A 26,990-nucleotide genomic window follows, 5' to 3' on the forward strand; every position below is an offset into this window, starting at 1 on the left:
AATTACTCCCCGTTCATGGCAAAGGTGGCGGTGCTGTCATCGTCGGACAGGGCGCGGCCCGGCGTGCGGCCATCATCCTGGTCGCGCTGCTGCTGGCCGTTGCGGCCGCCCTGGTCGGCTTGCGCCTGGGCGCGCGACGACGACACGGTCACGGCAACGTCGGTGAACTGGCGGTTCGACAAGTCCTGGCGCACGCCGTCGCTGATGGTGTTCAGCTGGCGCACCACGTCGCTGTTGCTGGCCGACAGATTGACTTGCAGCGCGCCGGCGCTGTGGCGAATCGAAATCTCGATGCTGCCCATATTTGGTGGTTCCAGGCGGATCACGGCCTGGTCGCCATTGCGTTGCTGGATCACCTGCAGGCGGTCGCCCAGCGCCTCGCGCAGCGGCTGCTGCCATTGTTCCGGCGTGCCGGCCAGCTTGACGGTGGTGCTGTCCTGGCTGCCGGTGGTGGTGGCGCCCTGGTTCACGGTGATGCTGCTGATGGTGGTGGCGGTGCTGCTCAGGCTGCGGCTGCTGTCTTCCTTGCTGGCACTGGCGGTGCTGACGGCGGTGGCGACGCTGCTGCTGGCGGCGGTGCTGCCGGCGCTATCGTCGGCGCTGCGCAGCGCGACCCGCAGCGTATTGGCGGCCACGGCCGGGGTGGCGCTGTCGCTGCCGGCATCGGCTGTCACGGTGACGCTGTCGACCGCCGGCGGCTGCTCGCTGCTGGCGCCGGCCTTGGTGTCGCCCGGCAGCTGGCGCGCGACGGCGGCGGCCAGCGTGGCGTTGCCGGCCATGCTGTAAACGTTCTGCGGCGTGCTGGCCTGCACCGTGGTGACCTGGGCCGTGGCGGTGTCCTCGGTCTGCGTGCTGGCCGGGGTGACCGCGACGCTGGCGGCGGCCAGGTTGAGGCGGGTGGCGCTGCTGCTCAGGGTGGCGGTGGCGCTGATGCTGTCGATGCGGCCGCTGTCGGCGCCGCTGTCGCTGCTGGCGGTGGTGACCGGCGCCGGTGGCGGCGTCAGGTTCAGCATCGAGGTGATCATGGCCGGCAGCATGGTGCTGGCGGCGGCGCTGCCGGAACCGGTGCTGTCGCTATCGCTGGTGCTGCTGTCGCTGCCGGTGGTGGTGGTGGCGCTGTCGTCATTCTGGGCGGTGTTGGTCACGTCGGCCAGGTTCAGCAACTGCGAGAACAGCGGGGCGGCGGCGGGAGCGACATCGGCCGCGATTGCCGCTGCGGCGGCTGCCGCAGCGGCGGCTTGGGCGCTGCTATCGCTGCTGTCGGCCGGTTGGCTACTGGTTTTGCTGGCGCCGCTGCTGGCCTGGCGCGCGCTGGTTTGCGCCGTGGCCTGGCTGGCGCTGTTGTTGCTGCTATTGCTGCTATTGCTGCTCTTGTTGCTGTTGGCCTTGCTGGCACTGTTGGCACTATTAGCGCTGCTGCCGCTGTCGGTTTTGCTGGCCGTGGCGGCGCTGCGGCTGCTGTTGGCGGCGGCCGTGTCGGTGGCGGTGTTGGCGGCCACCGGGGCGGTGAAATCAGCCGCTGTGGTTTTGGCCGTGGCCGTGGCGCTGGTGAGTGTCATGGTCATGCTCGGAGTCCGTATTCTGCTTGTTCGAGGGCATAGGCGACATAACCCTCGCGGTTTGACTGGATTTGCTGCAAGCGGCCGGCCAGTACGCTGGCCGCCGCGTTGCAGCGCTTGACTGCTTCATTGTGCATTTGGCGCAGCGCCGCCAACGCGGCCCGCTCGCCATTATTCCAGTTGCCTTGCGCCGCCATCTTCGGCAGCGTGCTTGCCATTAACGTGTTAAGAGCCGCCAGCGTCTTCCAGTCTTCGGAGGCGATGGCGGCGCTCATTTTCTGCGTCATTTGCAGCAAGGTGCGTTGTCTATCCATTTTTCGTCTGGATCGCTTGCACGCCCAGCCAGCCTTTCTTGATGGTGGTCAGCAGTCGGCTTACTTCGTCAATAATCGCCGGGTCGAGACTGACACCGGCCGTGTACAGCCGGCCGGCGCAGTATTCATACAAACGACCCAGGTTTTCCACCACCTCGCCGCCATGCTCAAAGTCGAGCGAGCTGGACAGGCCGTTGATGATGTCGGTGCATTTGTTCAGGCTTTTCGCCTTGAGCTCGTAACGCTTGCCGATGATGTGGCCGCGCGCGCGCGCCAACTCCTCGAGCAAGCCGTCGGTGAGCACCAGCACCAGCTCAATCGGCGAGGCCCGTGCAACCTGGGCATCGAGATTGGTGGAGTGGTAATTGCTGTAGGCTTCCTGGTTCAACATGGTATTCACCGTACGGGTCAAAATTACTGGTTATTGCGGTCGCAAGCTTTAGCTGCTGCTGGTGTCGAACAGCGCCGTGAACATGTTCGAGGTGGTGGTCATCGACGATTGCAGCGACTGCAGCGCGGTGTACTGCGCCAGATACCGCTTGTAGGCGTTATCGAACTGGGTTTTCAGCGTCGCCTGACGGTCGGTCAGGTCGCTTTGCAGCTTGGTGTTGGCGTCGGTGCGGGTGGCGATGTAACCGGTGCTGCTGGTCCAGGCCGTCACCAGCTTGTTCATGGTGCCGAGCGCGCCGGCGTCGACCCCGGTGCCGGCGCGGCCGAACAGGCTGTCGATGGCGCCCGGATTGGCGGCGATGGTCTTGTTCAGGCGGGCGGTATCGAGCGTCAGCGTGCCGTCGCTGCTGGCCGAGATGCCATAGCTGATCAGCGACTGGCCGTTGGTGACGGCGCGCAGCGCCTGCGCCAGGCGGTCGCGCAGCGCCTGCACGCCGGAATCATTGTAGAAGGCGGCGTCTTCCGAGGTCGCGGTCGGCGTGGTGGTGGTGCTGGTCGAGGTCGAGGTCGACTCGACAATGGTGTGGTCGCCGGCCTTGGTCAGCGTGGTGAAGGTGCTCAGCAACGTGTTGTAGGCATCGATGAATGTCTGCACATTGGTCGCGGTGCCACTGGTGTCGGCGGCCACCGTCAGCGTTACCGCCGAGTCGGTGCTGGCCTGCGCTTCCTTGATGGTGAAGCTGACGTTGTCGATGACGTCGAAGGTGTTGGAGGCTTGCTCGACCGAGGTGCCGTTCTTGCCGCCCACCAGCACGATGGCGTTGGTGGCGGTGGTCAGCACGCTTTGCGACGACAGCGACGACTGCAGCGAGGAGTCGCCCAGGCCGGACACGTCGATCGAGGCCACGGCATTGTCGACGCCGGTGGCGGTCGAGGTCAGCACCAGCTTGCTGGTGCCGTTGACCGTCATGGTCGAGGCGGTGACGCGCGAATCGTTGGCGGCGGCGGTGTTGATCGCGGCCGCCACTTCCTTGGCGCTCAGCACGCCGTCGGAATTGCTGTCGGCGTTGGCCAGGTCGACCGTGAAGTTGGAGCCGTCGGCCAGCACCACATTCATCGAGCCGGCATTGGTGGCGGCGCTGTCGGCCACGTTGTACGAAACCTGGCCGGCGGTGGCCAGCTGCTGCACGTAGAACGAGTAGGTGCCGGCGGCGGCGCCCGACTTGGCGGTGGCGGTGGCCACCGAGGTGTCGCTGAAGGTGGCGCTGTTCGAGGTCACCGACGTGGTGCTGCTGGTCAGCGACTGCAGGGTCGACTGGAAGGTGCTCAGGGCCGAGTTCAGCGTGGTCAGCGCGGTGGCGGTGGCAGTGGCCTTGGTGGTCTGCTTGTCCAGAATCGCCTGGCTACCCGCGATATACGCATTGGCCAGGTTTTCGGCCGTGGTGGTCGGATCGTAAGTCGGGCTGGTAATGACGGTTGATGCCATGATCGTGCTCCTGGAAAGGATAAGTAAAGTGTACCCTGATATAAGGCGACCTTAATCGTTTCCGTATGAAAATATTTTTGGCGAAAAATTGTAACTGCGTTTATTTCTGTCCGCGCAGCCATAATTGCGTTGCCAATTCATCATGCTGCTTGCGCTCTTTGGCATTTTGCAGCTTCAGAAAAGCTTGTTGTTCCTTGGTCAGCACTTTGTCCATCACTTCGCGCTTGGCCCAGGCTTTGTTGAGCGCCTGTTGCGATACCGCCATGTCGGCCTCGTGCAGGTGCAAGTCGACGCGGTGGCTGTCCGCCATCGCCATCACCGCCTGCTTGTAGTCGCCGCAGTTGCCGGCCAGGGCAGGGTGCAGATTGCCGCTGGCGCCACTATTGGTGTACAAGCTGGTCAGGCGTTCCAGGTTCTTCTGGTAGCGCTCGCGGACATTGGCTTTCTCCGCCATTTCCGTTTGCAGCCGCTCCACTTCCGTGTTGCGCAGCGCCACCAGGGTGGTCAGATTGCGGATTTTTTGTTGGCTCATGTCATCAGCTTTTCAAGTTGAGCAATGCAGTTGGCCATCGGTGCTTCTTCCTTGGTGCCCTGGCACACAAATTCCTCGACCTTGGGATGCAGTTGCACCGCCTTGTCGGTGACCGGATCGGCGCCCGGCACATAGGCGCCCAGCGGGATCAGGTCGCGCACCCGCTCGTGACGCGCCATGCTGGCCTTGAGCGCGCGCGCCGCCAGCATGTGTTTGGGTTCGATGACTTGCGCCATGCAACGGCTGATCGAGGCCGCGATGTCGATCGCTGGATAGTGACCGCGCTCGGCCAGCTCGCGGGTCAGCACAATGTGGCCGTCCAGAATCGCGCGCGCGGTGTCGACCACCGGGTCCTGATGATCGTCGCCCTCGGCCAGCACGGTGTAGATGGCGCTCATGCTGCCGGCCTGGTTTTCGCCATTGCCGGCCGATTCGACCAGCTGCGGCAGATTGGAGAACACCGACGGCGGATAACCCTTGGTGGCCGGCGGCTCGCCCAGCGCCAGCGCCACTTCGCGCAGCGCCATCGCGTAGCGGGTCAGCGAGTCGACCAGCAGCAGCACATTCTTGCCCTGGTCGCGGTAATGGGCCGCGATCGAATGACAGAGTTCGGTGGCCATGACCCGCATCAGCGGGCTTTCGTCGGCCGGCGCGATCACCAGCACGGCTTTTTGCAAACCTTCCTTGCCCAGCGACATGTCGACAAATTCGCGCACCTCGCGCGAGCGTTCGCCAATCAGGCCAACCACCACCACATCGGCCACGGTCTGCCGCGTCATCAGGCCCAGCAGCACGGACTTGCCGACGCCGGAACCGGCCATCAGGCCGACCCGCTGGCCCTTGCCCAGGGTCAGCATGGCGTTGATCGCGCGCACGCCGACGTCGAGCGGTTCGGTGACCGGTTTTTTCTTCAGCGGATGGATGCGCGGCGGTTGCGATTCCAGCGGGAAATCGCCGCTCAGCTTGCCGAGACCGTCGATCGGCTCGCCCAGCCCGTTGACCATGCGGCCCAGCCAGCCGGAACCGATTTGCAGGCTGACTTTTTCCGGCGAGGGCAGCACGCGGGCGCCGGTGGTCAGGCCGATCGCTTTTTTGAACGGCATCAGATAGGACAGTTTCTCGCGGAAACCGACCACCTGGGCATCCAGCCATTCGCCGCTCACTGTCTCAATCTGACAACGTTGGCCTGTGTGCAAAGGGCAACCTACGGCCTCAAGCAACAAACCGGATGCACCCACCAGGCGGCCGGTCGGCGTCGCCATGGGAACGGAACCCAGTTCGAGATTGCGTAAGGCATCTGCGATCACTCTTCGACCTCCGGTTCATCGCCGCTGTCGGCGATCTGTAATTGATTATCGACCTGTTCCATGACCGCCGCAAGACGTTGATGGCAACCGGCGTCGACCTCGTTGTCGCCGGCCTTGATGCGGCACTCGCCGGCGTCGAGGCGGGCGTCCGGGATCAGGTTCCAGCGCTTGGAACGTTTCGGGTCCAGTTCGGCGATGCGTTTCAGCTCTTCCGGGTTCAGGTAGACGTCGATTTCATCGCGGGTCGGCGGCATCGAGGCCAGGGTTTCTTCGACCAGCGCCATCAGCTGCACCGGTTGCAGCGCCAGTTCGGCGCGGATCACCTGACGCGCCACCTTGGCCACCAGATCCACCACTTCCTTGCGCTGCGCGGCGCGATAATCGGAGCGCAGTTTTTTCAAGCTTTTCAGCATGGCGTCGACCGGGCGCGCCATCTGATCGTAGGCCACCAGGGTTTCGTGGCGGCCTTCCTCGCGGCCTTGCTCCTGGCCGGACACGCGGCCGGATTCAAAACCATCTTCCTGGCCGCGCGCCAGACCGATTTCGTAACCGTCGCGCTGCCCCTGTTCAAAGCCCTCGGACACCGAGGCGGCCCACTGCGCGCCGCCATCGCCGCCATGGCCGTGACCATGGCCGTGCGCCGCCGCGGCGGCGGCGCGCTGGGTGGTGAACTGCGCCAGTGGCGGGAAGCGGTAGGGACGGAATTGCTTCATTCAATCACCTGTTCGGCAAACAGCTGGATCTCGACTTCGCCGGCATCGGCCAGCGCCTTGACGGTAGCCATGATTTCCTGCCGCGTCTGTTCGATCCGTGACATAGGCACCGGACCGGCGCGCCGCATCATGTCCTCGAAGGCCTGGGCCTGGCGTTTCGGCATGGTTTTCAGCACCGCATCGCGCACCGCGATGTCGGCGCCCTTGAGCGCGATCGCCCATTGTTCCAGCGGCACGTCTTCCAGGATGCGGGTGATCGCCTGTTCGGTCTGGTTGCCGAGGATGAAGAAGTCGTACATCGACAACTCGATCTTGGACACCACTTCCGGATCGTGGGCGCGCAGCAGCTCCACCATCTGGGCGCGGTTGCTCGGCAGCCGGTTCAGAATTTCGGCGGTCTGGCGGATGCCCTCGACGCTGGTGCCCTGCGAATCGAAGGAGCTCAGGCAGCGATCCACCAGCTCGTCCAGTTCCTGCAGCAGGTCGGCGTCGACTTCCTCCATCCGCGCCAGGTTCAGCAGCACCAGGTCGCGCGTGTCCTGCGGCAGGCCGTCGACGATCTGGCCGGCCAGCGCGGCCGGCAGGAAGGCCACGAACACCGCCTGCATCTGCACGTGTTCGTTGGAGATGTATTCGGCCAGCCATTTCGGCGAAGCCCACTGCAAACGCGCCATTTTCGGCCGCAGCTCGTCGCCGTAGATGTTGTTCAGCACGGTGTTGGCGAGATCGCCGCCCAGCGCCAGGTCCAGCGAGCGCTTCAGGTAGCTGCGCGACGCGCCATGCACGCCCGACTGTTCGCGGTAATCGTCAAAGAACTTTTGCATCGCGTGCTTGACCGATTCCACCTTGATGCCGCTCATGCGCGACATCACTTGCGTCACCTCCAGCAACTCCTCGCGCGACAGGCAGCGCAACACCGCCGCCGCCGGCTCTTCGCCTATGCTCAGCAGCACGATGGCAGCCTGTTCCACTGGGGTCAGCTTGGTTGGCGTGCTGTACTCGCCATCATCATCCATGTTATTGAGTTCGGCCATTTTTCTGCATCCATTGTTTGACGACTTCGGCTACGCGTTCCGGTTCTTTCGCGGCCAGCACTTTCAGGTGGTCGACCATGACATCGACTGCCGAACCCGGTGGCGGCAGATCGTAGTTTTCCAGCAGCGGCACCACCGGCATGCCAGGCTGGGCGGCAGTACCGCCCAGCGCCGGGGCGGCGCCCGCCGTGCCGGCCGCGCCACCTTCCAGCGTGGCCTGGTCTTTGGCGGCGGCTTCCTTGGCTTCCTTGGCGGCGGCCACGGCGGCTTGTTCGGCGGCGCGGCGCTCGCTGGCGATGCGTTGAGCTTCCTTCGGATCCGGCGTCAGGCGCACCGTGATCAGGCGCAGCAGCGGACGCGCGATCAGCAGATAGCCGAGCAGGGCGCCCAGCGCGTAGCCGGCGTATTTGGTGATGTCGACGATGTTGTCGCGCTCTTCCCACCACTGCACCGGCGCGACTTTGGGCGGGAAGTTCATGGCCGATACCACCAGCTGGTCGCCGCGCTCGGCGTTGATGCCGAGGCCGTTGCGCAGGATTTTGTCGATGTTGGCGATGTCGGCGGCGCTCCAGCCGGTTTTCGGGGTGGGCGCGGCGGCTTGCGCCAGCACCACCGCCACGCTCAGTTTCTCCAGGCTGCCGCGGCTGCGCTTGGTCTGGATGATGCTGCGATCGTAGGCGTACTGGCGGGTGGTGGCGTTCTTGCGCGCGGAGCCATCCGGCTGGGCCGCGTTGGGGTCGGCGGCGCCGCCGGCGGTTTGCTGGGTGGCGGCGGCCGGATTGGCGTTGGCGGCCGGCGGCCGGTTCGACAGCGAACCCGGGATGCCCATCGCGGTGCGGTTGCGGTCCTGCTCTTCGCGCATGGCTTCGCTGGTGACTTTCGGATCGGCGCCGTATTTCTCGACGGTTTCCTCGACCCGGTCGTTGTTGACGGCGGCCGCCACCGACATGCGGAAGTTGTCGTCGCCGATCACTGGACCGAGCAGGCCCTTGATGTTGGTCTTGACCTCGTCCTGGTAGTGGCGCGCGGCGTCGTTGCCGCTGGTGCCGGCGTCAAAGCCGTCGGCCAGGTCGATGTGGGCCGACAGCAGGTTGCCGGCCTGGTCGACCAGGCTGACCCGTTGCGGCGCCAGGCTGGCGACGCTGCCCGACACCATGTTGACGATGGCGGCGATGGCTTCCGGCTGCAGCGTGGCGCCCGGTTTCAGCTGCACCACCACCGAGGCCGACGATTTATCGCCGTCCGACGACACGAACGAGGTCGACTTGGCGATCGACAGGTGCACGCGCGCGTGCGAGATCGCATCCAGCGTCATGATCGATTGCGCCAGCTCGCCTTCCAGGCCGCGGCGGAAGCGCACGTCCTGCACGAATTGCGACACGCCCAGCGGGTCGTTCTTGTCCATCAGCTCCAGTCCGGCCGGCAGCTGCGCGGTCACGCCCTTGGCGGCCAGCAGCATGCGCACCTTGCCCAGCATCGAATCGGGCACCAGCACCTGGCCGCTTTCAGGATGAATGCGGTAGGGGATGTGGTCGCCGTCCAGCACCGTCATCATGTCGGGCGCTGAGACCCGTTCACGGGCGCCAAACACCGGCTTGTAGCTGGCCTGGTTGTTCCACATGTACATCAGCACCAGCGCGGTCAGGCCGATGGCCAGCATCATCAGGGGATACAGCGATTTCAACAGGGCGGGAGGCAGCGATTGCGCAGCCGGATTCGCTCGCCAGCGTTCGAAGGCGGACTTGAGGGTGTTAATCACGTTGATTGCTTTCGCGGAGGCTTACAGCGGTAATTTGATCAGTTCGTCGAGGCCGCCCATCACCTTGTTGCGCACTTGCATCAACATCGAGAAGGACAGGCTGGCATCCTGGCTGGACAGCATGGCGCCGACCAGGTCGTCGCTCTTGCCCGAGTCGACATCGGCCATCAGCTGGCCGGCGTTGGCATCCTGGGTGTTGACCTTGTCGATGGCGCTCTGCATCGACTGGGCGAAGGAGAAGGCAGGCTGGGCATCCTGCGCGCCGTACTGGCTGGCGGCAGCGATGGTGGTGCTGCTGTTGGACAGGTTTTGCGCCGCGTTGGTCAGCGACGCCAGGTCGGCCTGTATCAGGCTGGAGAATCCGTTACTCATCTTGCTACCCCCCGTTTTGCAACGTTTTTTTACCGCGTTTTACCGCGTTTAAATCCAGATGACTACCATAGCGAGATTGCCGGAAAGCAGCAAGCCCATGTGACAGATATTGTGCTGCCCTATACCAAACCTGCTACACATCCGTTGTGCATGTCACAGTCTTGTAAAAAAGATAGTGTAGTCCTGTCAGACTAAGTCGGACGTATTAACGAGCAATCGCTCGGCGCAACGGTTTTATGGCCTGGATAGTCACCATGCCGCTTCACTGGTCGTGCGGCCCGGCAGCGCAACACGCGAAACAATTGATTTGAGGAAAATCTCGTTACAAATCATTCACTAAGCGCGGCTTGTTGCAGGGCAGCGTAAAGCTGACAAGGCGAATGAAGCTTACTGGCTAGCAACATTCTTGTAAAGCGTTATTTGCCTCTAGATAATTTTCCGGCGCAAATATTGTTGGTTAGCAATAATGTGAATTTTCAGGTATGCTGCTACCGAGATCGTCCTACTTTACGTTACGATTAGTTAGCGCATTCGTCCGCGCGCCAAAAAAATGCGCTGGGAGCAACCAGTTTTTAGCTGGATAGTGCGATGATGGTGAAGTGGGCAAGAATTACCGACATGGCCAATACATGACAACGACAAAACCGACGCAACATCAAGTGCTGGATCCCTGCCTGCTGGGCCGTCCAGTGCATTTGCTGCATATTTTTGCGGCCCAGTTGCGCGACGATCTGACGCAATCGATGCGGCTGAACATGAACCGCCGCTACTGGGGCGGCTTCCAGGTGCAGGACGTGACGTTCAGCCGGCTGGACGGCAACGACATCCGCAGCCGCTGGCTGAGCTTTGCGGCGCCGGCCGGCCAGATCGCTTTTTCACTGGAACGCAAGGTGCTGCTGAGCGTGCTCAACTACCGCTACGGCAGCGGCGCCAAGACCGACAGCAGCGCCACCATCGACGAGAACGCGGTGCGCGTGACCGCCACCGAGGAGCGGCTCGCTGTGGTGCTGGGGCAACAGTTGGCCGGCGTGCTGGCCGGCCGCATCGAACTCAACCTGCCAGCTTCCGACAAGCCGGCGCCGGCCGAAGGCGAGGCCGACGCCGCCGACAATGAATTCAAACCGGCCCCCGGCCAACATCCGCCCAAGGGCACCTGGGTGGTCACCGTGACGCTGGCCGACATGGCCGGCGTGGTGGGCGGCCAGTTCTGGTTTGCGCTCGACAAGCATTTGATGACCAGCGTGCTGCGCGGCCTGCTGCGCGACCGCGACAATGGCAAGAAGGCCAAGACCGCGGCGCCGCTGGCGCAGCGGCTGCAGGTCGGCCTGATCGGCCGCCTGGCCAGCAAGGAAGTGTCGCTGGGCGCGCTGTATGATTTGCAGGTTGGCGATGTGATCCCGATCAGCCTGTCCAGAGCGGACGTCCTGCTCGAAGATTCCCGCCTGTTTACGGCCGCGGTCACCGAGCACAAAGGCAAACTCTGTTTAACCTCTTTTGAAGATGCAGAATAATGATGAACATGAACGTAGCCAACCCTAGCGACGCCCTGCTGGAAGATCTGTCGGAAGAGATGATCATCGACCAGACCGGCACCGAGCTGACCGACCTGCCGGCCGCGCCGCCGCGGCGCGATCTGCCGGCCATGATGCGCAAGATCCCGGTCACGCTGACGCTGGAAGTGGGCTCGGCCCGCATCTCGCTGGAAGAGCTGATGAACATCGGCCCCGACAGCGTGGTCGAGCTGGATGTGCTGGCCGGCGAGCCGCTGGTCATCAAGGTGAACGGCACCGCCATCGGCCGCGCCGAAGTGGTGGTGGCGGGCGAAAACTACGGCCTCAAAGTGATCGATCTGGATGGCCTGAATCTGGACATGATGACTCCATGATCCGGAGTCTGACTACGCGGTGGCGCCAACGCCTGCGGGCGATCGCGCCGGCCGCTGCGGTATTGCTGGGCCTGGCCTGCCTGCCGGGCATGGCCCATGCGGTCGACCTGCTGGCCAATGTGGTGCCGGGCGCGAAGACCGAATTGACGGTCAAGATGCAAATCCTGATCATCATGACCTTGCTGGGCTTGCTCCCGGTGATGGTGATGATGATGACCAGCTTCACCCGCTTCGTGATCGTGCTGTCGCTGCTGCGGCAGGCGCTGGGTTTGCAGCAGGGCTTGCCGAACCGGGTCATCACCGGGGTGGCGCTGATCCTGACGCTGCTGGTGATGCGGCCGATCGGCGACCAGATCTGGAGCGAAGCCTTCGTGCCGTACGACCAGGATAAAATCGGCCTGGAAACCGCGCTGCAGATCGCCGAGAAACCGGTGTCGCGCTTCATGCTGGCGCAGACCAGCAAGGCGGCGCTGCAGCAGATCGCCCACCTGGCCGGCGAGGACAAGATCACCGAGCCGGCGCAGCACGCCTTCACCGTCAAGCTGGCGGCGTTCGTGCTGTCCGAGCTGAAGACCGCGTTCCAGATCGGCTGCATGCTGTTCATTCCCTTCCTGGTGATTGACCTGGTGGTGTCGTCGGTGCTGATGGCGATGGGCATGATGATGCTGTCGCCGCTGGTGATTTCGCTGCCGTTCAAGCTGCTGCTGTTCGTGCTGGTGGATGGCTGGACCCTGACCGTCAACACGCTCGTCACGAGCATACAGGCATACTGAGAGGCGCCCATGCTGACTCCCGACATCGCGGTCGATCTGGTGGTCGAGTCGCTGCACATCGTGATGCTGATGGTGGTGGTGCTGGTGGTGCCGGGCCTGATCACCGGCCTGCTGGTGGCGCTGTTCCAGGCCGCCACCCAGATCAATGAACAAACGCTGAGCTTCCTGCCCAGGCTGCTGGTGACGCTGCTGGCGGTGATCCTGGCCGGACGCTGGATGGCGACCTATCTGATGGACTTCTGCGTGTCCATCTTCACCCGCGCCGCCACCCTGGTCGGCTAGCTCGCGCCGCACGCCACCCATGGAAGCCGTCTTCGCCCAGTTGCTGCCGATGCTGACCGCCCTGTGGTGGCCGTTCTGCCGCATCCTGGCGATGTTCATTGGCGCCCCGGTGCTGGGCGAGGCGGTGACGCCGGTGACGGCGCGCATCCTGATCGCGCTGGTGCTGGCCATCATCATGATGCCGCTGACCGGCGGGGTGGCGCCGATCAATCCGTTTTCACTGCACGGCGTGGTGGCGTCGATCGAGCAGGGCCTGATCGGCTTCGTGCTGGGGCTGGCGTTCCACTTCGCGATGTCGGTGATTGGCGTGCTGGGCTTTGTGGTGTCGTCGCAGATGGGCTTGTCGATGGCGGTGATGAATGACCCGATGAACGGTCAATCGTCGGACGTCACCTCGGCGCTGCTGTCGACGCTGTCGATCATCATCTTCTTCTCGATCGACGGCCACCTGGTGATCGCCAACGTGATCGGCCAGAGCTTCAAGGCATGGCCGCTGGGTTCCGGCTTCGGCCCGATGCTGCTGGAGGCGGTGGCCTACAACGTGGCCTGGATTTTCTCGGCGGCGATGCTGCTGGCGATCCCGGTGGTGTTTTCCACCATGGTGGTGCAGATCGGTTTCGGTTTCCTCAACCGGGTGGCGCCCAGCCTGAATCTGTTCGCGCTGGGCTTTTCGATGATTACCATCTTCGGCCTGCTGATGCTGGTCCAGGTGGTGCGGTTCATTCCCGAACACTATGTGCGCATGACCAACATGGTGCTGGAGCTGATCCGTCAGCAGATGCAGGTGGCGCTCCATGGCTGACGACAGCACTGGCGATAAAACCGAGAAGGCGTCACAGCAGAAGCTGAAGAAATCGCGCCAGGAAGGGCAGGTGGTGCGCTCGCGCGACCTGTCGACCGCGATCGGCATCCTGGTCAGCCTGAAACTGTTTGTCTACCTGCTGCCGAACTATCTGGTGCAGTTCAACGAAATCTTCCATCAGAGCTTTGCGCCGCTGGATAGCGAGGGCGCGATCGACAACGCCATGTCGATCGTGTTCAGCAGCTCGATGTGGTTGCTGATCCAGATGTTGCTGCCGCTGTTCGTGGTGCCGCTGTTTATCATTCTGGGCGCGATGGTGCCGGGCGGCTGGGTGGTGTCGATGAAGCACTGGGAGCCCAAGCTCAACCGCATGAGCCCGGCGGCCAATATCGGCCGCCTGTTCAGCGGCAAGCACGCGTTCGAGATGCTGATCTCGATCGGCAAGGCCAGCGTGCTGATCGCGGTGCTGATACATGTCGCTCGCTCGACCGTGCCGGCCTACACCCAGTTGCAGCTGCTGCCGATGGGGCAGGCCATGATGATCGGCTCGAATCTGATGCTGGACGGCCTGATGGCGATGGTGGCGGTGTTCGTCATCTTCGCGCTGATCGACGTGCCGGCGCAGGCCTGGTTCTTCGCCAAGAACCAGCGCATGTCGAAGCAGGACCTGAAGGAAGAACACAAGTCGACCGAGGGCCGGCCCGAAGTCAAAAGCCGCATCCGACAGCTGCAGCGGGCGATGGCGCGGCGCAGCGCGCGCAAGAGCGTGCCCAGCGCCGACGTGGTGATCGTCAACCCGGAGCACTACGCGGTGGCGCTGAAGTACGACCTCAAAAAGGCCGAGGCGCCGTATGTGATCGCCAAGGGCGTCGACGAGATGGCGCTGTACATCAAGCAGCTGGCGGCCGAATTCAAGATTGAAGTGATGGAGCTGCCGCCGCTGGCGCGCGCCATCTACAACACCAGCCAGGTCAACCAGCAGATCCCGGTGCAGTTGTACCAGGCGGTGTCGCAGGTGCTGAACTATGTGCTGCAACTGCAGGCATTCCGTACCGGCCGGCGCAACGCCGAACCGGTGCCACCAAGAGAAAGTGAAATTGTTGTGCCCACATCCATGAGCGAGGTTAAGCAGTGAATTTTTTGAAGACCCTGATTACGGAGGCACGCCGGCACAAGTTTGCCACCCCGGCATTCCTGTTGATGATCCTGGCCATGATCATCCTGCCGCTGCCGCCGATATTGCTGGACGTGATGTTCACGTTCAACATCGTGCTGGCGCTGATTGTGATCCTGGTGTCGGTGTCGGCGCGGCGGCCGCTGGACTTCTCGGTGTTCCCGACCGTGATCCTGGCCACCACCATGCTGCGGCTGACGCTGAACGTGGCGTCGACCCGGGTGGTGCTGCTGCACGGCCACGAGGGCACGGCCGCCGCCGGTCACGTGATCGAAGCCTTCGGTATGGTGGTGATCGGCGGTAACTACGTGGTCGGTATCGTGGTGTTCGTGATCCTGATGATCATCAACTTCATGGTGGTGACCAAGGGTGCGGAACGGATTTCCGAAGTGTCGGCGCGCTTCACACTGGACGCGCTGCCCGGCAAGCAGATGGCGATTGACGCCGACCTCAACGCCGGCCTGATCAACCAGGAAAAAGCCCAGTTGCGCCGGCTGGAAGTGGCGGCCGAGGCCGACTTCTACGGCGCCATGGACGGTGCCTCCAAGTTTGTGCGCGGCGATGCCGTGGCCTCGATCCTGATCCTGATCATCAACATGGTCGGCGGCGTCGCGATTGGCGCGCTGATGCAGGACATGTCGTTTGGCGCCGCCTTCAAACAGTACGCGCTGCTGACCATCGGTGACGGCCTGGTGGCGCAGATCCCGGCGCTGCTGCTGTCGGCCGCCGCCGCGATCCTGGTGACCCGGATCTCCGACTCCGGCGACTTCGAACAGCAGGTTGGCAGCCAGGTCCTGACCTCGCCGCAAGTGATGTTCAGCGCGGCCGGCATGATGCTGATCCTGGCCGTGGTGCCGGGCATGCCATGGCAGATGTTTGTGCCGTTCGCGCTGGTGCTGGCCTATGTCGGCTGGAAGCTGCTGAACCGGGTCAAGGTACCCGAGACCAATAATCTGGACGCCATCGAGGCCGCGCTCAAGGACGATCGCCTGCCCGACCTCGACTGGCACAGCCTGCCGGCGGTGATGCCGCTGCAGGTGGCGGTTGGCTACAAGCTGGTGACGCTGATCGACAAAGCGCATGGCGAACCGCTGACCAAGCGCGTCAAGGGCGTGCGCCAGAGTATTTCCGAAGCCATGGGGCTGCTGCTGCCGCCGATCTCGGTGCGCGACGACCTTGGCCTGAAGCCGACCCAGTACTCGGTGATTTTATCCGGCAGCGTGGTGGCCCAGGCCGAAGTGTTTGCCGACCGCCTGATGGCGATTCCGTCGCCGAACGTATATGGCCAGATCGACGGCATTCCCGGCATCGAACCAGCCTACGGCATGCCGGTGACCTGGGTTGAAACCAGCGAAAAAGCCAACGCGCTGGGGCTGGGCTACCAGGTGGTGGAAGCGCCGAGCGCGATCGCCACCCACTTGTCCAAGCTGATCCGCGAATACCTGCCGGAACTGTTCCGCCACGAAGACGTGCCGGCGCTGATGGAGCGTCTGACGGCGGTGTCGCCCAAGCTGGCCTCGGCGCTGGACAAGGCGCTGACGCATACCCAGATGCTGCGCGTATTCCGCGTGCTGCTGGCCGAGAACGTCTCACTGAAAGATATCGTGCCGATCGCCACCACGCTGGTGGACAGCTCGGAGACCACCAAGGACCCGATCCTGCTGGCGGCCGAAGTGCGCTGCGCGCTGCGGCGCCAGATCGTCACCAGCCTGTTCGGCCAGAAGACCGAGATGCAAGCGTTCAACCTGGGCGGCGACCTCGAAAACATGTTGCTTGGCTCATTGAACCAGGCGCGCCAGAGCGGCAAAGTGGTGCTGGACAACTACCCGATCGACCCGCACCTGCTGGCGCAGCTGCAAGTCAACATGCCGGTGGCGCGCGAGCAGATGAAACAGCAGGCCACGCCGCCGCTGCTGCTGGTGCTGCCGCAGATCCGGCCGCTGCTGGCGCGCTACGCCCGCCTGTTCGCGCCCGGCCTGCACGTACTGTCCTACAACGAAATCCCCGAAAACCGCGAAGTCAGCATCATCGGCACCGTCGGCTAAAGCCCACTTCGTGTCCACTTCGGGGTCAGTTCTCAAAATCGGACATTGGGTCGTGCACGACCCAATGTCCGATTTTGAGAACTGACCCCGAAGTTAGGACATGAGGTTGCTGGTTAAGCGCTTTGTGAGAATAGGTCGTCGGCGATGACGGGCTGCGATAGCAGCACCGCGACTTCGGCCATGGCTTTGAAGAGCGCCTGGGTCAGGGCGGCGGTGTGCAGGCGGGTGGGGTGGGCGTGTTCGCCGCCAGAGGCCGGCAGTTCGCGCCGCAGCCGGCAGCGCAGGATGGTCAGGCCGGCGCGGCTGACCACCGCCGCTACTTGCGGCAGGATGTCGCGCATGTGCTGCATGGAGGCGGTCTGGGCCGCGCCCACTTCCATCACCACGCCGTTGCCGCTGGCCGGCTCCATCTGGATCACCACCCGGCCGACGCCGGGCAGCATCAGTTCCAGCCGCAACGCGACGCGACTGCGTTTGCGGCGGTTGCGGTCGTATTCTTCATCGTCCTTGACCACGACTTTCAGCACCAGCCGCTCGGCGCCCCAGGCGTAGACGGCAAAGCGCCACGGTTCCATTTCGGTCACCAGCGGCGCGCCGGGCCGGCCTTCGCGGCCGCCGGGCGTCGGATCGGCCATGAACAGGCTGGCCGGCAGGTGCTGGCCGCTGGCCTGTTCCAGCCAGGCGGCGCGCTGTTCGCCGTAGGTGCGCACCATGACTTGCCACGAGGCCGCCATGGCCGAGACGTCCGGCGGTTGCCACACCATCTGGCGCGACAGGAAAACTTGATTGGGCCGCATCGCGGCGGCATCGGCGTCGACAATTTCGGCCAGGGCGGCGGCCAGCGCTTCGGCGCCGCCGGGCGGCAGGCCATGCGCGTCGGGACCGTCGGCCAGGCCACCGATCGAGTTGGGACCGGCGGTGCCGGCCGGGCCGCTGGGGCCGCCGGGAGCGATCGGGCCGAGCGGGAAATCGATATCGAGCGGGCCTTCGCTGCCGGGTACGCGCGTGACCTGGCCTGCCTGGGGCAATGGCCGGTCTGGTACCCCAAGGGGGCGCATGGCAGGTCCGATACGATCTACAGCCATCAGGCTCGCTTTCTCACGTTACGGGTATAAAAAAAGCCAACCGAAATGCTCCGGTTGGCCCTTTGACTAATCCGGATATGTTGACATATCCGGATATTACTACGATTACTGCAGCAGGGACATAACCAGCGACGAGGTGCTGTTCGATTGCTTCAGCATCGCGGTGCCAGCTTGCAGCAGCATCTGAGCCGAGGTCATGTTCGACGATTCGGTCGCGAAGTCGGTGTCCATGATACGGCCGGTTGCAGCTTCGGTGTTGGTCGACACGTTCGACAGATTGTTGTACACGTGGTCCAGACGGTTGGCGGCGGCACCCAGCGACGAACGCACCGAACCGACGTAGTCGATCGCGTTAGCGATGGTGTCGATGGTGGTGTTGGCAGCGGTCTGGCCGGCGGTGTTGGTGGCGCCGGTGGCGGTACCGTCGGTGCCGTCCGAAATTTCAGCGCCAACGGCCGAGCCGCCAGCGGCGTAACGCGCGGTCACGGTGCCCAGCTGGGTGGTCAGCGTGGTCATCGCGGTCGACAGGTCGATCGACATGGTTTCGGTGCTGGTGGCGCCGATCTGGAACTGCATGGCGCTGCCGATGGTGCCGCCGTCCAGCAGCTTGGAGCCGCCGAAGGTGGTGTTTTTCATGACGTTGTTCAGCTCGCTACCCAGCGCGTCGTATTCCGACTGCAGAGCGGCCTGGTCTTTTGCGGTCGACGAGGCGTCAGCTGCCTGGGTGGCCAGATCTTTCATGCGGGTCAGCATGGTGGTCACTTCGTCAAACGCGCCTTCGGCGGTTTGCAGCATCGAAATCGAGTTCTGGGTGTTGCGCATGGCCATGGCCATACCGCTGGTTTGTGCTTTCAGACGGGTTGCAATTTGCAGACCAGCAGCGTCGTCCATTGCCGAGTTGACGCGGTAGCCGGTGCTCAGACGGGTCTGCGAGGTCGACAGGTTCGATTGGGTTTTGGAGATCGAGTTCTGTGCGGACAGGGCAGCAGAATTAGTGTGAAGGCTCAGCATGAAATAACTCCTGGTAGGTGGATTCAGTTCGGAGCAAGGTACTCTTTGTGCTCTCCCAAGTACAAGACGACCGTATCTGGAGGGACATTAAATGCTTCGTGGAAATTTCTTCAAAAAAATTTGTAACCGGCCCGAAATACTGCTGCGTACTCCTGTTTCCACCCGCCGATTATCTGCTGATTGCGCGCCTGGATCAAATGAAAACAGCGCGGCTGGCGGGCCGCGCTGTTTTCAAAGTGTTGCTTTTTTACATATTCGGATAGTTCGGTCCGCCACCACCTTCCGGCGTGATCCAGACGATGTTCTGGGTCGGGTCCTTGATATCGCAGGTTTTGCAGTGCACGCAGTTCTGGGCGTTGATCTGCAGGCGGTCGGTGTTGTCGTCATTTTTGACGAATTCATACACCCCGGCCGGGCAGTAACGCGCTTCCGGACCGGCGTACTGGGCCAGGTTGACGTCGACCGGCACGCTTGGGTTCTTCAGCGTCAGGTGGATCGGCTGGTCTTCGGCGTGGTTGGTATTCGAAATGAATACCGACGACAGGCGGTCGAAGGTCAGCTTGCCATCCGGTTTAGGGTAGACGATGGGCTGGAACTGCGCGGCCGGTTTCAGGCACTCGTGGTCGGCGTGCGAGTGACGCAGCGTCCATGGTGCCTTGCCACGGAACACGATCTGGTCGATGCCGGCCATCAGCGAACCCAGGTACAGACCCTTGTTCAGCCATGGCTTGACGTTGCGCGCCACGTGCAGTTCCTCGTGCAGCCAGGATTGCTCAAACGCGACCGGGTAGGCGGCCAGCTCGTCGCTCTGGCGGCCGGCGCCCAGCGCCTCGAATACCGATGCGGCGGCCAGCATGCCGGATTTGATCGCGGCGTGCGAACCCTTGATGCGGCTCATGTTGAGGAAACCGGCGTCGCAGCCGATCAGCGCGCCGCCCGGGAACACCAGTTTCGGCAGCGATTGCAGGCCGCCGGCGGTGATCGCGCGGGCGCCGTACGAGATGCGTTTGCCGCCTTCGAGGAAGGGGCGGATTTCCGGGTGGGTCTTGTAGCGCTGGAATTCCTCGTATGGCGACAGATACGGGTTTTCGTAATTCAGACCGACCACGTAGCCCACCACCACCTGGTTGTTTTCCAGGTGATACAGGAACGAGCCGCCATAGGTCTTGCTGTCCAGCGGCCAGCCGGTGGTGTGGATCACCAGGCCAGGCTGGTGTTTGGCCGGATCGATTTCCCACAGCTCTTTAATGCCGATGCCGTAGGATTGCGGATCTTTGCCCTTGTTCAGGTCGTACTTGGCGATCAGCTGCTTGCCCAGGTGGCCGCGCGCGCCTTCGGCGAACAGCGTGTATTTGCCGTGCAGCTCCATGCCGAGCTGGAATTCCGGGCCGGCTTCGCCATCGCGCTTGACGCCCATATTGCCGGTGGCGATGCCCTTGACCGAGCCATCCTCGTTGTACAGCACCTCTGCGGCGGCGAAGCCAGGGAAGATTTCCACCCCCAGCGCTTCGGCCTGCTGGCCCAGCCAGCGCACCACGTTGCCCAGCGAAATCACATAGTTGCCGTGGTTTTCAAAGCACTTCGGCAGTAACGCGTTGGGGGTCTTAAAGGAACCGGTTTCGGTGAGGAACAGCACGCGGTCTTCGGTGACGGCGGTGTTCAGCGGCGCGCCTTTTTCCTTCCAGTCCGGGATCAGTTCGGTCAGCGCCTTCGGGTCCATCACGGCGCCGGACAGGGTGTGGGCGCCCAGTTCGCCGCCTTTTTCCAGCACGACGACCGACACTTCCTGGCCTTTTTCAGCGGCCAGCTGTTTGATCTTGATCGCTGCCGACAAGCCTGCTGGGCCGCCGCCGACGATCACGACGTCATACTCCATCGCATCGCGTGGGCCATACTGTTCTACGAGATTTTGAGGCTGTGTCATGGTCTGTTGTTATAGTGTTTGTGGTGAATGAGAAAATTTTAGCACGAACGTGCTTCTTTTTTGTTTGGATTGCTGCCATTTTCCGCGACATTATTAGACACCGCAATCTAATCCTGGGGATTTATGTAATGATGACGGCTAGAGGTCGTGATCACCAACACTAGGAGCAATACGTGGGCATAGAAGTCAACTTTGAGGGAAAAATTGCGCTGATCACCGGCGCCTCCAGCGGTCTGGGAGCCCGGTTTGCCAAAGTGCTGGCCCAGGCGGGCGCCCAGGTGGTGCTGGCCTCGCGCCGCACCGAGCGGCTGAAGGAATTGCGTGCCGAGATCGAGGCCGACGGCGGCGCCGCCCATGTGGTCAGCCTGGACGTGACCGAGTACGCCAGCATCAAGTCGGCCATCGCGCACGCCGAGACCGAGGCCGGGCCGATCGATATCCTGGTCAATAACTCGGGCGTGTCCACCACCCAGCGGCTGGCGGACGTGACGCCGGAAGACTATAACTTCGTCATGGACACCAATCTGCGCGGCGCTTTTTTCGTGGCGCAGGAAACCGCCAAGCGCATGATCGCGCGCGCCAAGGGCGATCCGAGCAAGAAACACCGTATCATCAACATCGCCTCGGTGGCCGGACTGCGGGTGATGCCGCAGATCGGCGTGTATTGCATGAGCAAGGCCGGGGTGGTGCAGATGACCAAGGCGATGGCGGTGGAGTGGGGCAAGTACGGCATCAATACCAATGCGATTTGCCCCGGCTATATTTCGACCGAGATCAATGAGGATTACTTTGCCAGCGAGCAGGGCCAGAAGCTGATCGAGATGTTGCCGCGCAAGCGTCCCGGCAAGCCGGAGGATCTGGATGGCCTGTTGTTGCTGCTGGCCGGCGAGGACTCCAACTTCATCAACGGCGCCATCATCAGCGCCGACGATGGCATGACGGCGACCTAAAGCTGCACGCCCACCAGCTTGTGGACCAGCTCGGACGAAGTCGAGGCCGAGAACTTGCGCATCAGCCTGGCGCGGTGCATTTCCACCGTGCGCGGGCTGAGGTCGACCTGGCGCGCGATGGTCTTGCTGGTCTTGCCTTCGACCAGCAGGGCGGCGATTTCGCGCTCGCGCGGCGTCAGTTCGGCGGTGACCGGGCGTTTTTCGCTGACATCCTCGAAGGTCCAGATACCCGGACCCAGCGGCTCGCCCGGCAGCATGGCGTGGCCGGTGACGTGGCACCAGAACAGCTCGCCGTCGGCGCGGCGCATGATGCGTTCGTCCGAATAGCGGCCCTTGGCGTTCATGATGGGGATGATACGGTCGCCGGTGCGCAGGAACTCGTCCATGGTTGGATACAGCGCCAGGAACGACAGCCCGTCCAGCTGGGCGCGGGTGTAGCCGAACATGCCGGCCAGCGCCTCGTTGCAGGTCTGGATGGTGCGGTTTTCCGAAATGCACATGCCGACTGGCGCATGCAGGAAAATCGACTCGTAATCAATAATGGTCTGTGCACGCATTGGAGCAGGTATTTCTACGGTATTGAACTTTCGATGTGCGTATTCTATGCTGGATCGCCGCGTCGCTAACGAACACACAACGTTGACGACGCATTATGCAACACAATCATAAGGGACATCCATGAACAAACTCTATCCGGACGCCGCCGCCGCCCTGGCCGGCGTGGTACAGAACGGGCAAACCATCGCGGTCGGCGGCTTCGGCCTGTGCGGCATCCCGGAGGCGCTGATCGGCGCGCTGCGCGATTCCGGCGTCACCGGCCTGACCGCCATTTCCAACAATGCCGGCGTCGATGGTTTCGGCCTCGGCCAGCTGCTGGAAACCCGCCAGATCAAAAAAATGATCGCGTCTTACGTCGGTGAAAACAAGGAATTCGCGCGCCAATACCTGGCCGGCGAGCTGGAACTGGAGTTCACGCCGCAGGGCACGCTGGCCGAGAAATTGCGCGCCGGCGGCGCCGGCATCCCGGCCTTCTTCACCAAAACTGGCGTCGGCACCATCGTTGCCGATGGCAAGGAAATCCGCGAGTTTGACGGCGAACAATACGTGATGGAGCGCAGCCTGGTGGCCGACGTGGCGCTGGTCAAAGCCTGGAAGGCCGACAAGGCCGGCAATCTGGTGTTCCGCAAGACCGCGCGCAACTTCAACCCGAACGCCGCCATGGCCGGCAAGATCTGCATCGTCGAAGTCGAACAACTGGTCGAGACCGGCGAGATCGATCCGGATCAGGTGCACCTGCCGAGCATCTTTGTCCATCGCATCGTGGTCAACGCCACGCCGGAAAAACGCATCGAGCAGCGCACCATCCGCGCCGCCAATTAAGAATATCGGAGATTACTATGGCTTGGACTCGTGATGAAATGGCCGCGCGCGCGGCAAAAGAACTGCAGGACGGTTACTACGTGAACCTGGGCATCGGCCTGCCTACGCTGGTGGCCAACTACGTGCCGTCCGGCATAGAAGTGTTTCTGCAATCGGAAAATGGCCTGCTCGGCATCGGCCCGTTCCCGACCGAGGAGGACATTGACGCCGACCTGATCAACGCCGGCAAGCAGACCGTGACGGCGCTGCCGGGCGCCGCCTACTTCAGCTCGGCCGACTCGTTCGGCATGATCCGTGGCGGCAAGATCAATCTGGCGATCCTGGGCGCGATGCAGGTGTCGGAACAGGGTGATCTGGCCAACTGGATGATCCCGGGCAAAATGGTCAAGGGCATGGGCGGCGCCATGGATCTGGTAGCCGGCGTCAAGAAAGTGGTGGTGCTGATGGAACATGTGGCCACCGCCAAGGATGGCTCGACCTCGCACAAGTTGCTGCCGAAATGCGATCTGCCGCTGACCGGCGTCGGCGTGGTGGACCTGGTCATCACCGACCTGGGCGTGCTGGCGGTGACTGAAAGTGGCCTCAAGGTGACCGAACTGGCGCCAGGCGTCAGCAAGGACCAGATCCAGGCCGCCACCGGCGTCAAGCTGGATTTCTCGGCGCTGTAAGCACCGTTACACCAGTTGAACGGCACGCTGCGGCGTGCCGTTTTCGCTTGCTCGTCGGAAATTTAGCGCCTACACTGTTGAGATATTTGCTACTGAATTTCTCAACGGATTTTGCTCATGCGCGTCGTATTTGCCGTACTTGCCTGGATGTTGTTGTGTGGAGCCGCCCAAGCCGAGGCGTACAAGACCGGCGCGCCGCCAGCCTGGGTGTTGCCGCTGGCGGTGGAGGCGGAGCCGGGTGGCAAGCCGCCGGCCGCGCGTGGCGGCGTCGCTTTCCTGTTGCGCGACATGCAGAGCCGGGTCGATCAGCGCGGCAAAATCACGTACTTTCACACCGCCAGCAAGGCGCTGGATGGCGGCGGCGTCGAGAAGGCGGCCAATCTCAGCATCAATTTCGATCCCTCGTACCAGACGCTGACACTGCACGCGATTAACGTCATCCGCGACGGCAAGGTGATTCCCAAGCTGGCCGGCGCGCGGGTGCAGGTGCTGCAGCGCGAGACCGAACTCGATTATCTGATCTACGACGGCAGCAAGACCGCCAGCGTGTTGCTGGACGATGTGCGCATCGGTGACATCGTCGAATACGCGTTCAGCCTGGATGGCGTCAATCCTGTATTCCAAGGCAAGGTATCGAACCGCGCCGAGATGGGCTGGTCGGTGCCGGTGGCGCGCTCTTTCGTGCGGCTGCTGATGCCGTCCAACCGGCCGGTGCGCATCGCCAGCCAGAACAGCAAGCTGGCGCCGGTGTTGAGCGAGGCCGACGGCTATCGCGACTACCGTTGGGACCAGCGCGACGTTGCGGCAATCCGTGTCGATAATGGCGCGCCGGAGTGGTACAACCCCTACGCGGCGGTGCAATGGACCGAGTATCAGGACTGGGCGGCGGTGGTGCAATGGGCGCTGCCGCTGTACCAGACCCCGCGTGAAGTCGGCCCGGCGCTGCGCGAGGAAATCGCCCGCATCGGCCGCAACTACACCGAGCCGGAGGCGCGCGCGGCGGCGGTGTTGCGCGCGGTGCAGCGCGATATCCGCTATCTGGGCATCGAGGTTGGCGCCGGTTCGCACGCGCCGACCGCGCCGGACAAGGTCTACCAGCGCCGCTTTGGCGACTGCAAGGACAAGACGCTGCTGACCATCACCATGCTGCGCGCGCTGGGCATCGACGCGGTGCCGGCGCTGGTCAACACCGAGATGACGCGCGACATCGCCAACTGGGCGCCGACGCCGCTGGCCTTCAATCACGTGCTGGTGCGCGCCAACGTGCATGGCGCCGTCTACTGGCTGGACCCGACCCGCAGCGAGCAGCAGGGCGAGCTGGGGTATCTGTACCAGCCCGACTATGGTTATGCGCTGGTGTTGGAAAAGGGCAGCAATGCGCTCAGCCTGATGGGGCCGCAGTTTGGCGGCGTCAAGCGCATCAAGGCGGTGTTCGATTCCAGCGATGGTGTCGAGCAGCCGGTCAACTACACCGTCAGCACCACCGTGCTGAGCCAGCGCGCCGACACGCTGCGCACCCAGTTGCGCCACAATCGCAGCGAGCTGGAAACCCAGTACCAGAATTTTTACGCGCGCAGTTACGACAGCCTGCGCAGCAACGGCGCCATGGATGTGCAGGACGACGAGGCGCACAACGAGCTGACCACGGTCGAGCATTACAACATCCCCGGTTTCTGGTCGCGCAACGACAAGCGCAAGCGCAGCGAGGCGTCGGTGGAGGCGTCGGAAATCGATCATCCGCTGAAGGCGCCGGACGCGGTCAGCCGCAACGCGCCGCTGCGGCTGGACTATCCCTATGAAGTTATCGAAGACACCGAGGTGCGATTGCCGGAACGCTGGAATCTGAAGACCAGCGTCACCGAAGTGCGCGATCCGGCGTTCGAGTTTTCGTACAAGGTCAGCAAGGGCAACGATGGCCGCAGCTTGCAGATCACCGCGCGCTACAAGGCGCTGCGCGACCACGTGGCGCCGGAAGACATGGCCAATTACGCCGCCCATTTGAAACAGGCGCGTGACGCGGTGGGCTACCAGCTGTATAGCCAGTGGGATGCCGCCGGCGCCGCTGCCGAGGAGCCCGCCAGCAAGCGTGGCGCCGGTTACTTCGTGCTGGGTATGTTGGTCTTGCTGCCAGCCTGGATCTGGCTGGGCGTGCGCATGCAGCGCGCGGCGCCGGCCCACGCCGAAGTGAACCGTCGCTTGTTGCTGGTGGTGGTCATGGTCAGCGGCTTGCTGGCGATATGCCTGCTGTTGCCGGTTCGGCCGTCCAAGGTGCTGCCGTCGGCGCTGGTGCTGCTGGCCATCATGACCGGCTACCTGCTGCGTACCGTGCCGCAGGTGCCGTCCACCCACATCGCTTATCCGTGGGCGTTGCGCATCTACCGCGCCCGTAACCACACCACGCCGTTGGTGGCGCGCGCGTTGTTGCGCAAGGCGTTGCCGCTGATCGGCTGGTTCGCGATCGGCAGCGCGCTGGCCAGCCTGCTCAGTTGATCGCGGTTGGCAGGCTGATGCCGCGGTAGCGGCGGCGGTACCACACCACGCCGCAACTGGTCACCAGCACCAGCGCGATCGCGGTCAGCAGATCCTGTCCGCCATGGGTGACCGCCGCCGGGTGGCTGGAGATCATAGTCGAGGCGGTGAATTTCTTGCCGCTGTAGCGCGCGCCGATCACCCATTCCTGATTGTTGATGGCGTTGACCAGGTACAGGCCGTGGCCGCCGGGGTGGATGGTCATCTTGCCGTCGCGGTAGACGAAGGAGCGGCGTTCGTCGCCGATGCGGATGCTGCCGACCACATGGCCGGCGTCGTTGACGGCGGTGGCGAAGCTGTCGCCGTAGCCGATCAGCGCGCCGAGGTCGGTCATGCGGCCATCCTGCCAGACGAAGGCGTGCCAGCGCCGGCCCACGGTTTCCGAAGCGCCGACCACCACGTCGCGATCGTTGATGGCGGTGGCGCTGCTGATGCGGCCGCCCAAGGTGCCCAGATCCCGCATGGTGCCGTCGCGGTACAGAAAGGCGTGCCGGTAGCCATTGTCGAGCGCGGCGGTGCCGACGATGGCGCCGTGGTTGTTGACGCCGGCCGCGTAACTGATCTTGCCGCCCAGCGTGCCGAGGTCGACCGGCGCATGCTCGCCGTCGCTGCTGAAGGCGCGGTAATAGCCGTCGCTGGTGTCGGCAAAGCCGACCAACTGGCCTTTGTCATTGAGGGCGGCGCCGTAGCTGCTGTTGCCGCCCAGCGTGCCGATGTCTTGCATGCCGCCGCCGTGGCGGACCACGAAGGCGCGCCAATAGCCATCGGCGTTTTGCGCGGTGCCGATGACATCGCCGCCGGTATTGATGGCGGCGGTATAGCTATCGCTGCCGCCCAGCGTGCCCAGTTCGATCGGGCGGCGGTCGTACAGGATGGCGCGCTGGTGGCCATCCTCGTCGGCGATGATGCCGGCCAGTTGGCCGCGCGCATTGAGATCAACGGCGATGCTGGCTTCGGTGCCGCGTGCGCCCAGTGTCATTTCCGGCATGATGTCTCCTGGTGGTGTGATGCGGGGA

General features: G+C 63.3%; 26 protein-coding genes. 11 read left to right on the plus strand and 15 right to left on the minus strand.

What is annotated here, in order from left to right; all coding sequences use genetic code 11:
* Positions 1–2: 2 nt before the first annotated feature.
* The 10 genes from GJ699_RS12175 to fliE form a co-directional block, all read right to left on the minus strand.
* Positions 3–1,565 carry a flagellar hook-length control protein FliK gene (locus GJ699_RS12175; RefSeq protein WP_154376507.1) on the minus strand — a complete coding sequence of 521 codons (1,563 nt, stop codon included), beginning with the start codon at positions 1,563–1,565 and terminating at the stop codon, positions 3–5.
* Positions 1,562–1,834: a hypothetical protein gene (locus tag GJ699_RS12180; RefSeq protein ID WP_229262070.1), complete on the minus strand. Its 273-nt coding sequence runs from the start codon at positions 1,832–1,834 to the stop codon at positions 1,562–1,564. Before GJ699_RS12180 ends, GJ699_RS12175 begins: the two co-directional genes overlap by 4 nt.
* 31 nt (positions 1,835–1,865) lie before the next feature.
* Positions 1,866–2,264 (minus strand): flagellar export chaperone FliS, encoded by a 399-nt coding sequence (gene fliS / locus GJ699_RS12185; protein WP_154376511.1) that lies wholly within the window; start codon positions 2,262–2,264, stop codon positions 1,866–1,868.
* A gap of 48 nt (positions 2,265–2,312) precedes the next feature.
* Positions 2,313–3,749, minus strand: a complete 1,437-nt coding sequence (fliD, locus tag GJ699_RS12190) for a flagellar filament capping protein FliD (protein ID WP_154376513.1) — start codon at positions 3,747–3,749, stop codon at positions 2,313–2,315.
* A gap of 100 nt (positions 3,750–3,849) precedes the next feature.
* Positions 3,850–4,281, minus strand: coding sequence for a flagellar export protein FliJ (fliJ, locus tag GJ699_RS12195; RefSeq protein ID WP_154376515.1), 432 nt, complete (start codon positions 4,279–4,281; stop codon positions 3,850–3,852).
* Positions 4,278–5,588, minus strand: a complete 1,311-nt coding sequence (fliI, locus tag GJ699_RS12200; RefSeq protein WP_371867539.1) for a flagellar protein export ATPase FliI — start codon at positions 5,586–5,588, stop codon at positions 4,278–4,280. Before fliI ends, fliJ begins: the two co-directional genes overlap by 4 nt.
* A complete protein-coding gene (gene fliH / locus GJ699_RS12205) occupies positions 5,585–6,301 on the minus strand; it encodes a flagellar assembly protein FliH (protein WP_154376517.1) in 717 nt (238 codons plus the stop codon). Before fliH ends, fliI begins: the two co-directional genes overlap by 4 nt.
* Positions 6,298–7,335, minus strand: a complete 1,038-nt coding sequence (locus GJ699_RS12210; RefSeq protein ID WP_154376519.1) for a flagellar motor switch protein FliG — start codon at positions 7,333–7,335, stop codon at positions 6,298–6,300. The genes fliH and GJ699_RS12210 overlap by 4 nt, the downstream gene beginning before the upstream one ends.
* Positions 7,319–9,094, minus strand: coding sequence for a flagellar basal-body MS-ring/collar protein FliF (gene fliF, locus GJ699_RS12215; protein WP_371867540.1), 1,776 nt, complete (start codon positions 9,092–9,094; stop codon positions 7,319–7,321). Before fliF ends, GJ699_RS12210 begins: the two co-directional genes overlap by 17 nt.
* Positions 9,095–9,115: 21 nt before the next feature.
* The gene (gene fliE, locus GJ699_RS12220; protein WP_154376521.1) at positions 9,116–9,466 is read right to left on the minus strand and encodes a flagellar hook-basal body complex protein FliE; all 351 of its coding nucleotides are present in this window, start codon (positions 9,464–9,466) and stop codon (positions 9,116–9,118) included.
* Between the two features lie 629 nt (positions 9,467–10,095).
* Between fliE and GJ699_RS12225 the strand changes: the two genes are divergently transcribed.
* The 7 genes from GJ699_RS12225 (at position 10,096) to GJ699_RS12255 (ending at position 16,427) form a co-directional block, all read left to right on the plus strand.
* Positions 10,096–10,977 (plus strand): FliM/FliN family flagellar motor switch protein, encoded by an 882-nt coding sequence (locus GJ699_RS12225; RefSeq protein WP_154376523.1) that lies wholly within the window; start codon positions 10,096–10,098, stop codon positions 10,975–10,977.
* A 2-nt stretch (positions 10,978–10,979) separates the two neighbouring features.
* Positions 10,980–11,351: a FliM/FliN family flagellar motor switch protein gene (locus GJ699_RS12230; protein WP_195763535.1), complete on the plus strand. Its 372-nt coding sequence runs from the start codon at positions 10,980–10,982 to the stop codon at positions 11,349–11,351.
* Positions 11,348–12,124, plus strand: a complete 777-nt coding sequence (fliP, locus tag GJ699_RS12235) for a flagellar type III secretion system pore protein FliP (RefSeq protein ID WP_154376527.1) — start codon at positions 11,348–11,350, stop codon at positions 12,122–12,124. Before GJ699_RS12230 ends, fliP begins: the two co-directional genes overlap by 4 nt.
* A 9-nt stretch (positions 12,125–12,133) precedes the next feature.
* The gene (gene fliQ / locus GJ699_RS12240) at positions 12,134–12,406 is read left to right on the plus strand and encodes a flagellar biosynthesis protein FliQ (RefSeq protein WP_154376529.1); all 273 of its coding nucleotides are present in this window, start codon (positions 12,134–12,136) and stop codon (positions 12,404–12,406) included.
* 19 nt (positions 12,407–12,425) lie between these two features.
* On the plus strand, positions 12,426–13,208 hold the full coding sequence (locus tag GJ699_RS12245) for a flagellar biosynthetic protein FliR (protein ID WP_154376531.1): 783 nt from the start codon (positions 12,426–12,428) through the stop codon (positions 13,206–13,208).
* Positions 13,201–14,343, plus strand: a complete 1,143-nt coding sequence (locus tag GJ699_RS12250) for an EscU/YscU/HrcU family type III secretion system export apparatus switch protein (RefSeq protein WP_154376533.1) — start codon at positions 13,201–13,203, stop codon at positions 14,341–14,343. The genes GJ699_RS12245 and GJ699_RS12250 overlap by 8 nt, the downstream gene beginning before the upstream one ends.
* A gap of 65 nt (positions 14,344–14,408) precedes the next feature.
* On the plus strand, positions 14,409–16,427 hold the full coding sequence (locus GJ699_RS12255) for a flagellar biosynthesis protein FlhA (RefSeq protein ID WP_229262084.1): 2,019 nt from the start codon (positions 14,409–14,411) through the stop codon (positions 16,425–16,427).
* A gap of 113 nt (positions 16,428–16,540) precedes the next feature.
* Here GJ699_RS12255 and GJ699_RS12260 read toward each other — a convergent pair whose 3' ends face one another.
* The 3 genes from GJ699_RS12260 to GJ699_RS12270 all read right to left on the minus strand — a co-directional run bounded on the left by GJ699_RS12260 (position 16,541) and on the right by GJ699_RS12270 (position 20,447).
* Complete coding sequence (locus GJ699_RS12260) at positions 16,541–17,455, minus strand: hypothetical protein (protein WP_229262071.1); 915 nt, start codon at positions 17,453–17,455, stop codon at positions 16,541–16,543.
* Between the two features lie 162 nt (positions 17,456–17,617).
* Complete coding sequence (locus GJ699_RS12265; RefSeq protein ID WP_154376539.1) at positions 17,618–18,523, minus strand: flagellin N-terminal helical domain-containing protein; 906 nt, start codon at positions 18,521–18,523, stop codon at positions 17,618–17,620.
* Positions 18,524–18,770: 247 nt separating this feature from the next.
* The gene (locus GJ699_RS12270; RefSeq protein WP_195763529.1) at positions 18,771–20,447 is read right to left on the minus strand and encodes an electron transfer flavoprotein-ubiquinone oxidoreductase; all 1,677 of its coding nucleotides are present in this window, start codon (positions 20,445–20,447) and stop codon (positions 18,771–18,773) included.
* 173 nt (positions 20,448–20,620) lie between these two features.
* On the opposite strand from GJ699_RS12270, the gene GJ699_RS12275 reads away from it, so the two are divergent.
* Positions 20,621–21,397 carry an SDR family oxidoreductase gene (locus GJ699_RS12275; RefSeq protein WP_371867541.1) on the plus strand — a complete coding sequence of 259 codons (777 nt, stop codon included), beginning with the start codon at positions 20,621–20,623 and terminating at the stop codon, positions 21,395–21,397.
* Here GJ699_RS12275 and GJ699_RS12280 read toward each other — a convergent pair.
* On the minus strand, positions 21,394–21,954 hold the full coding sequence (locus tag GJ699_RS12280) for a PAS and helix-turn-helix domain-containing protein (protein WP_154376541.1): 561 nt from the start codon (positions 21,952–21,954) through the stop codon (positions 21,394–21,396). The two genes, GJ699_RS12275 and GJ699_RS12280, sit on opposite strands and share 4 nt — an antisense overlap.
* Positions 21,955–22,075: 121 nt before the next feature.
* Here GJ699_RS12280 and GJ699_RS12285 point away from each other — a divergent pair, with 121 nt between their 5' ends.
* From GJ699_RS12285 to GJ699_RS12295, 3 genes are all read left to right on the plus strand, one after another.
* Positions 22,076–22,777, plus strand: a complete 702-nt coding sequence (locus GJ699_RS12285) for a CoA transferase subunit A (protein WP_154376543.1) — start codon at positions 22,076–22,078, stop codon at positions 22,775–22,777.
* A 17-nt stretch (positions 22,778–22,794) separates the two neighbouring features.
* Positions 22,795–23,445, plus strand: a complete 651-nt coding sequence (locus GJ699_RS12290) for a CoA transferase subunit B (RefSeq protein ID WP_154376545.1) — start codon at positions 22,795–22,797, stop codon at positions 23,443–23,445.
* Between the two features lie 117 nt (positions 23,446–23,562).
* On the plus strand, positions 23,563–25,935 hold the full coding sequence (locus tag GJ699_RS12295; protein WP_154376547.1) for a DUF3857 domain-containing transglutaminase family protein: 2,373 nt from the start codon (positions 23,563–23,565) through the stop codon (positions 25,933–25,935).
* Here the strand turns inward: GJ699_RS12295 and GJ699_RS12300 are convergent.
* Positions 25,928–26,962: an HAF repeat-containing protein gene (locus GJ699_RS12300; RefSeq protein ID WP_154376549.1), complete on the minus strand. Its 1,035-nt coding sequence runs from the start codon at positions 26,960–26,962 to the stop codon at positions 25,928–25,930. The genes GJ699_RS12295 and GJ699_RS12300 overlap by 8 nt on opposite strands.
* Between the last annotated feature and the right edge of the window lie 28 nt (positions 26,963–26,990).

Source organism: Duganella guangzhouensis, assembly GCF_009674535.1.
Classification (GTDB): Bacteria; Pseudomonadota; Gammaproteobacteria; order Burkholderiales; family Burkholderiaceae_D; genus Rugamonas; species Rugamonas guangzhouensis.

What these genes read in the sequence shown, in the direction of transcription:
- GJ699_RS12210 (WP_154376519.1), bottom strand. Translation starts at nt 7,335, where the DNA reads ATGGCCGAACTCAATAACATGGATGATGATGGCGAGTACAGCACGCCA.
- GJ699_RS12230 (WP_195763535.1), top strand. Translation starts at nt 10,980, where the DNA reads ATGAACATGAACGTAGCCAACCCTAGCGACGCCCTGCTGGAAGATCTG.
- GJ699_RS12180 (WP_229262070.1), bottom strand. Translation starts at nt 1,834, where the DNA reads ATGAGCGCCGCCATCGCCTCCGAAGACTGGAAGACGCTGGCGGCTCTT.
- GJ699_RS12270 (WP_195763529.1), bottom strand. Translation starts at nt 20,447, where the DNA reads ATGACACAGCCTCAAAATCTCGTAGAACAGTATGGCCCACGCGATGCG.
- GJ699_RS12300 (WP_154376549.1), bottom strand. Translation starts at nt 26,962, where the DNA reads ATGCCGGAAATGACACTGGGCGCACGCGGCACCGAAGCCAGCATCGCC.
- GJ699_RS12225 (WP_154376523.1), top strand. Translation starts at nt 10,096, where the DNA reads ATGACAACGACAAAACCGACGCAACATCAAGTGCTGGATCCCTGCCTG.
- fliS (WP_154376511.1), bottom strand. Translation starts at nt 2,264, where the DNA reads ATGTTGAACCAGGAAGCCTACAGCAATTACCACTCCACCAATCTCGAT.
- GJ699_RS12245 (WP_154376531.1), top strand. Translation starts at nt 12,426, where the DNA reads ATGGAAGCCGTCTTCGCCCAGTTGCTGCCGATGCTGACCGCCCTGTGG.
- GJ699_RS12265 (WP_154376539.1), bottom strand. Translation starts at nt 18,523, where the DNA reads ATGCTGAGCCTTCACACTAATTCTGCTGCCCTGTCCGCACAGAACTCG.
- GJ699_RS12285 (WP_154376543.1), top strand. Translation starts at nt 22,076, where the DNA reads ATGAACAAACTCTATCCGGACGCCGCCGCCGCCCTGGCCGGCGTGGTA.
- GJ699_RS12280 (WP_154376541.1), bottom strand. Translation starts at nt 21,954, where the DNA reads ATGCGTGCACAGACCATTATTGATTACGAGTCGATTTTCCTGCATGCG.
- fliP (WP_154376527.1), top strand. Translation starts at nt 11,348, where the DNA reads ATGATCCGGAGTCTGACTACGCGGTGGCGCCAACGCCTGCGGGCGATC.
- GJ699_RS12175 (WP_154376507.1), bottom strand. Translation starts at nt 1,565, where the DNA reads ATGACCATGACACTCACCAGCGCCACGGCCACGGCCAAAACCACAGCG.
- fliE (WP_154376521.1), bottom strand. Translation starts at nt 9,466, where the DNA reads ATGAGTAACGGATTCTCCAGCCTGATACAGGCCGACCTGGCGTCGCTG.
- GJ699_RS12295 (WP_154376547.1), top strand. Translation starts at nt 23,563, where the DNA reads ATGCGCGTCGTATTTGCCGTACTTGCCTGGATGTTGTTGTGTGGAGCC.
- fliQ (WP_154376529.1), top strand. Translation starts at nt 12,134, where the DNA reads ATGCTGACTCCCGACATCGCGGTCGATCTGGTGGTCGAGTCGCTGCAC.
- GJ699_RS12250 (WP_154376533.1), top strand. Translation starts at nt 13,201, where the DNA reads ATGGCTGACGACAGCACTGGCGATAAAACCGAGAAGGCGTCACAGCAG.
- GJ699_RS12255 (WP_229262084.1), top strand. Translation starts at nt 14,409, where the DNA reads ATGATCCTGGCCATGATCATCCTGCCGCTGCCGCCGATATTGCTGGAC.
- fliD (WP_154376513.1), bottom strand. Translation starts at nt 3,749, where the DNA reads ATGGCATCAACCGTCATTACCAGCCCGACTTACGATCCGACCACCACG.
- fliH (WP_154376517.1), bottom strand. Translation starts at nt 6,301, where the DNA reads ATGAAGCAATTCCGTCCCTACCGCTTCCCGCCACTGGCGCAGTTCACC.
- GJ699_RS12290 (WP_154376545.1), top strand. Translation starts at nt 22,795, where the DNA reads ATGGCTTGGACTCGTGATGAAATGGCCGCGCGCGCGGCAAAAGAACTG.
- fliJ (WP_154376515.1), bottom strand. Translation starts at nt 4,281, where the DNA reads ATGAGCCAACAAAAAATCCGCAATCTGACCACCCTGGTGGCGCTGCGC.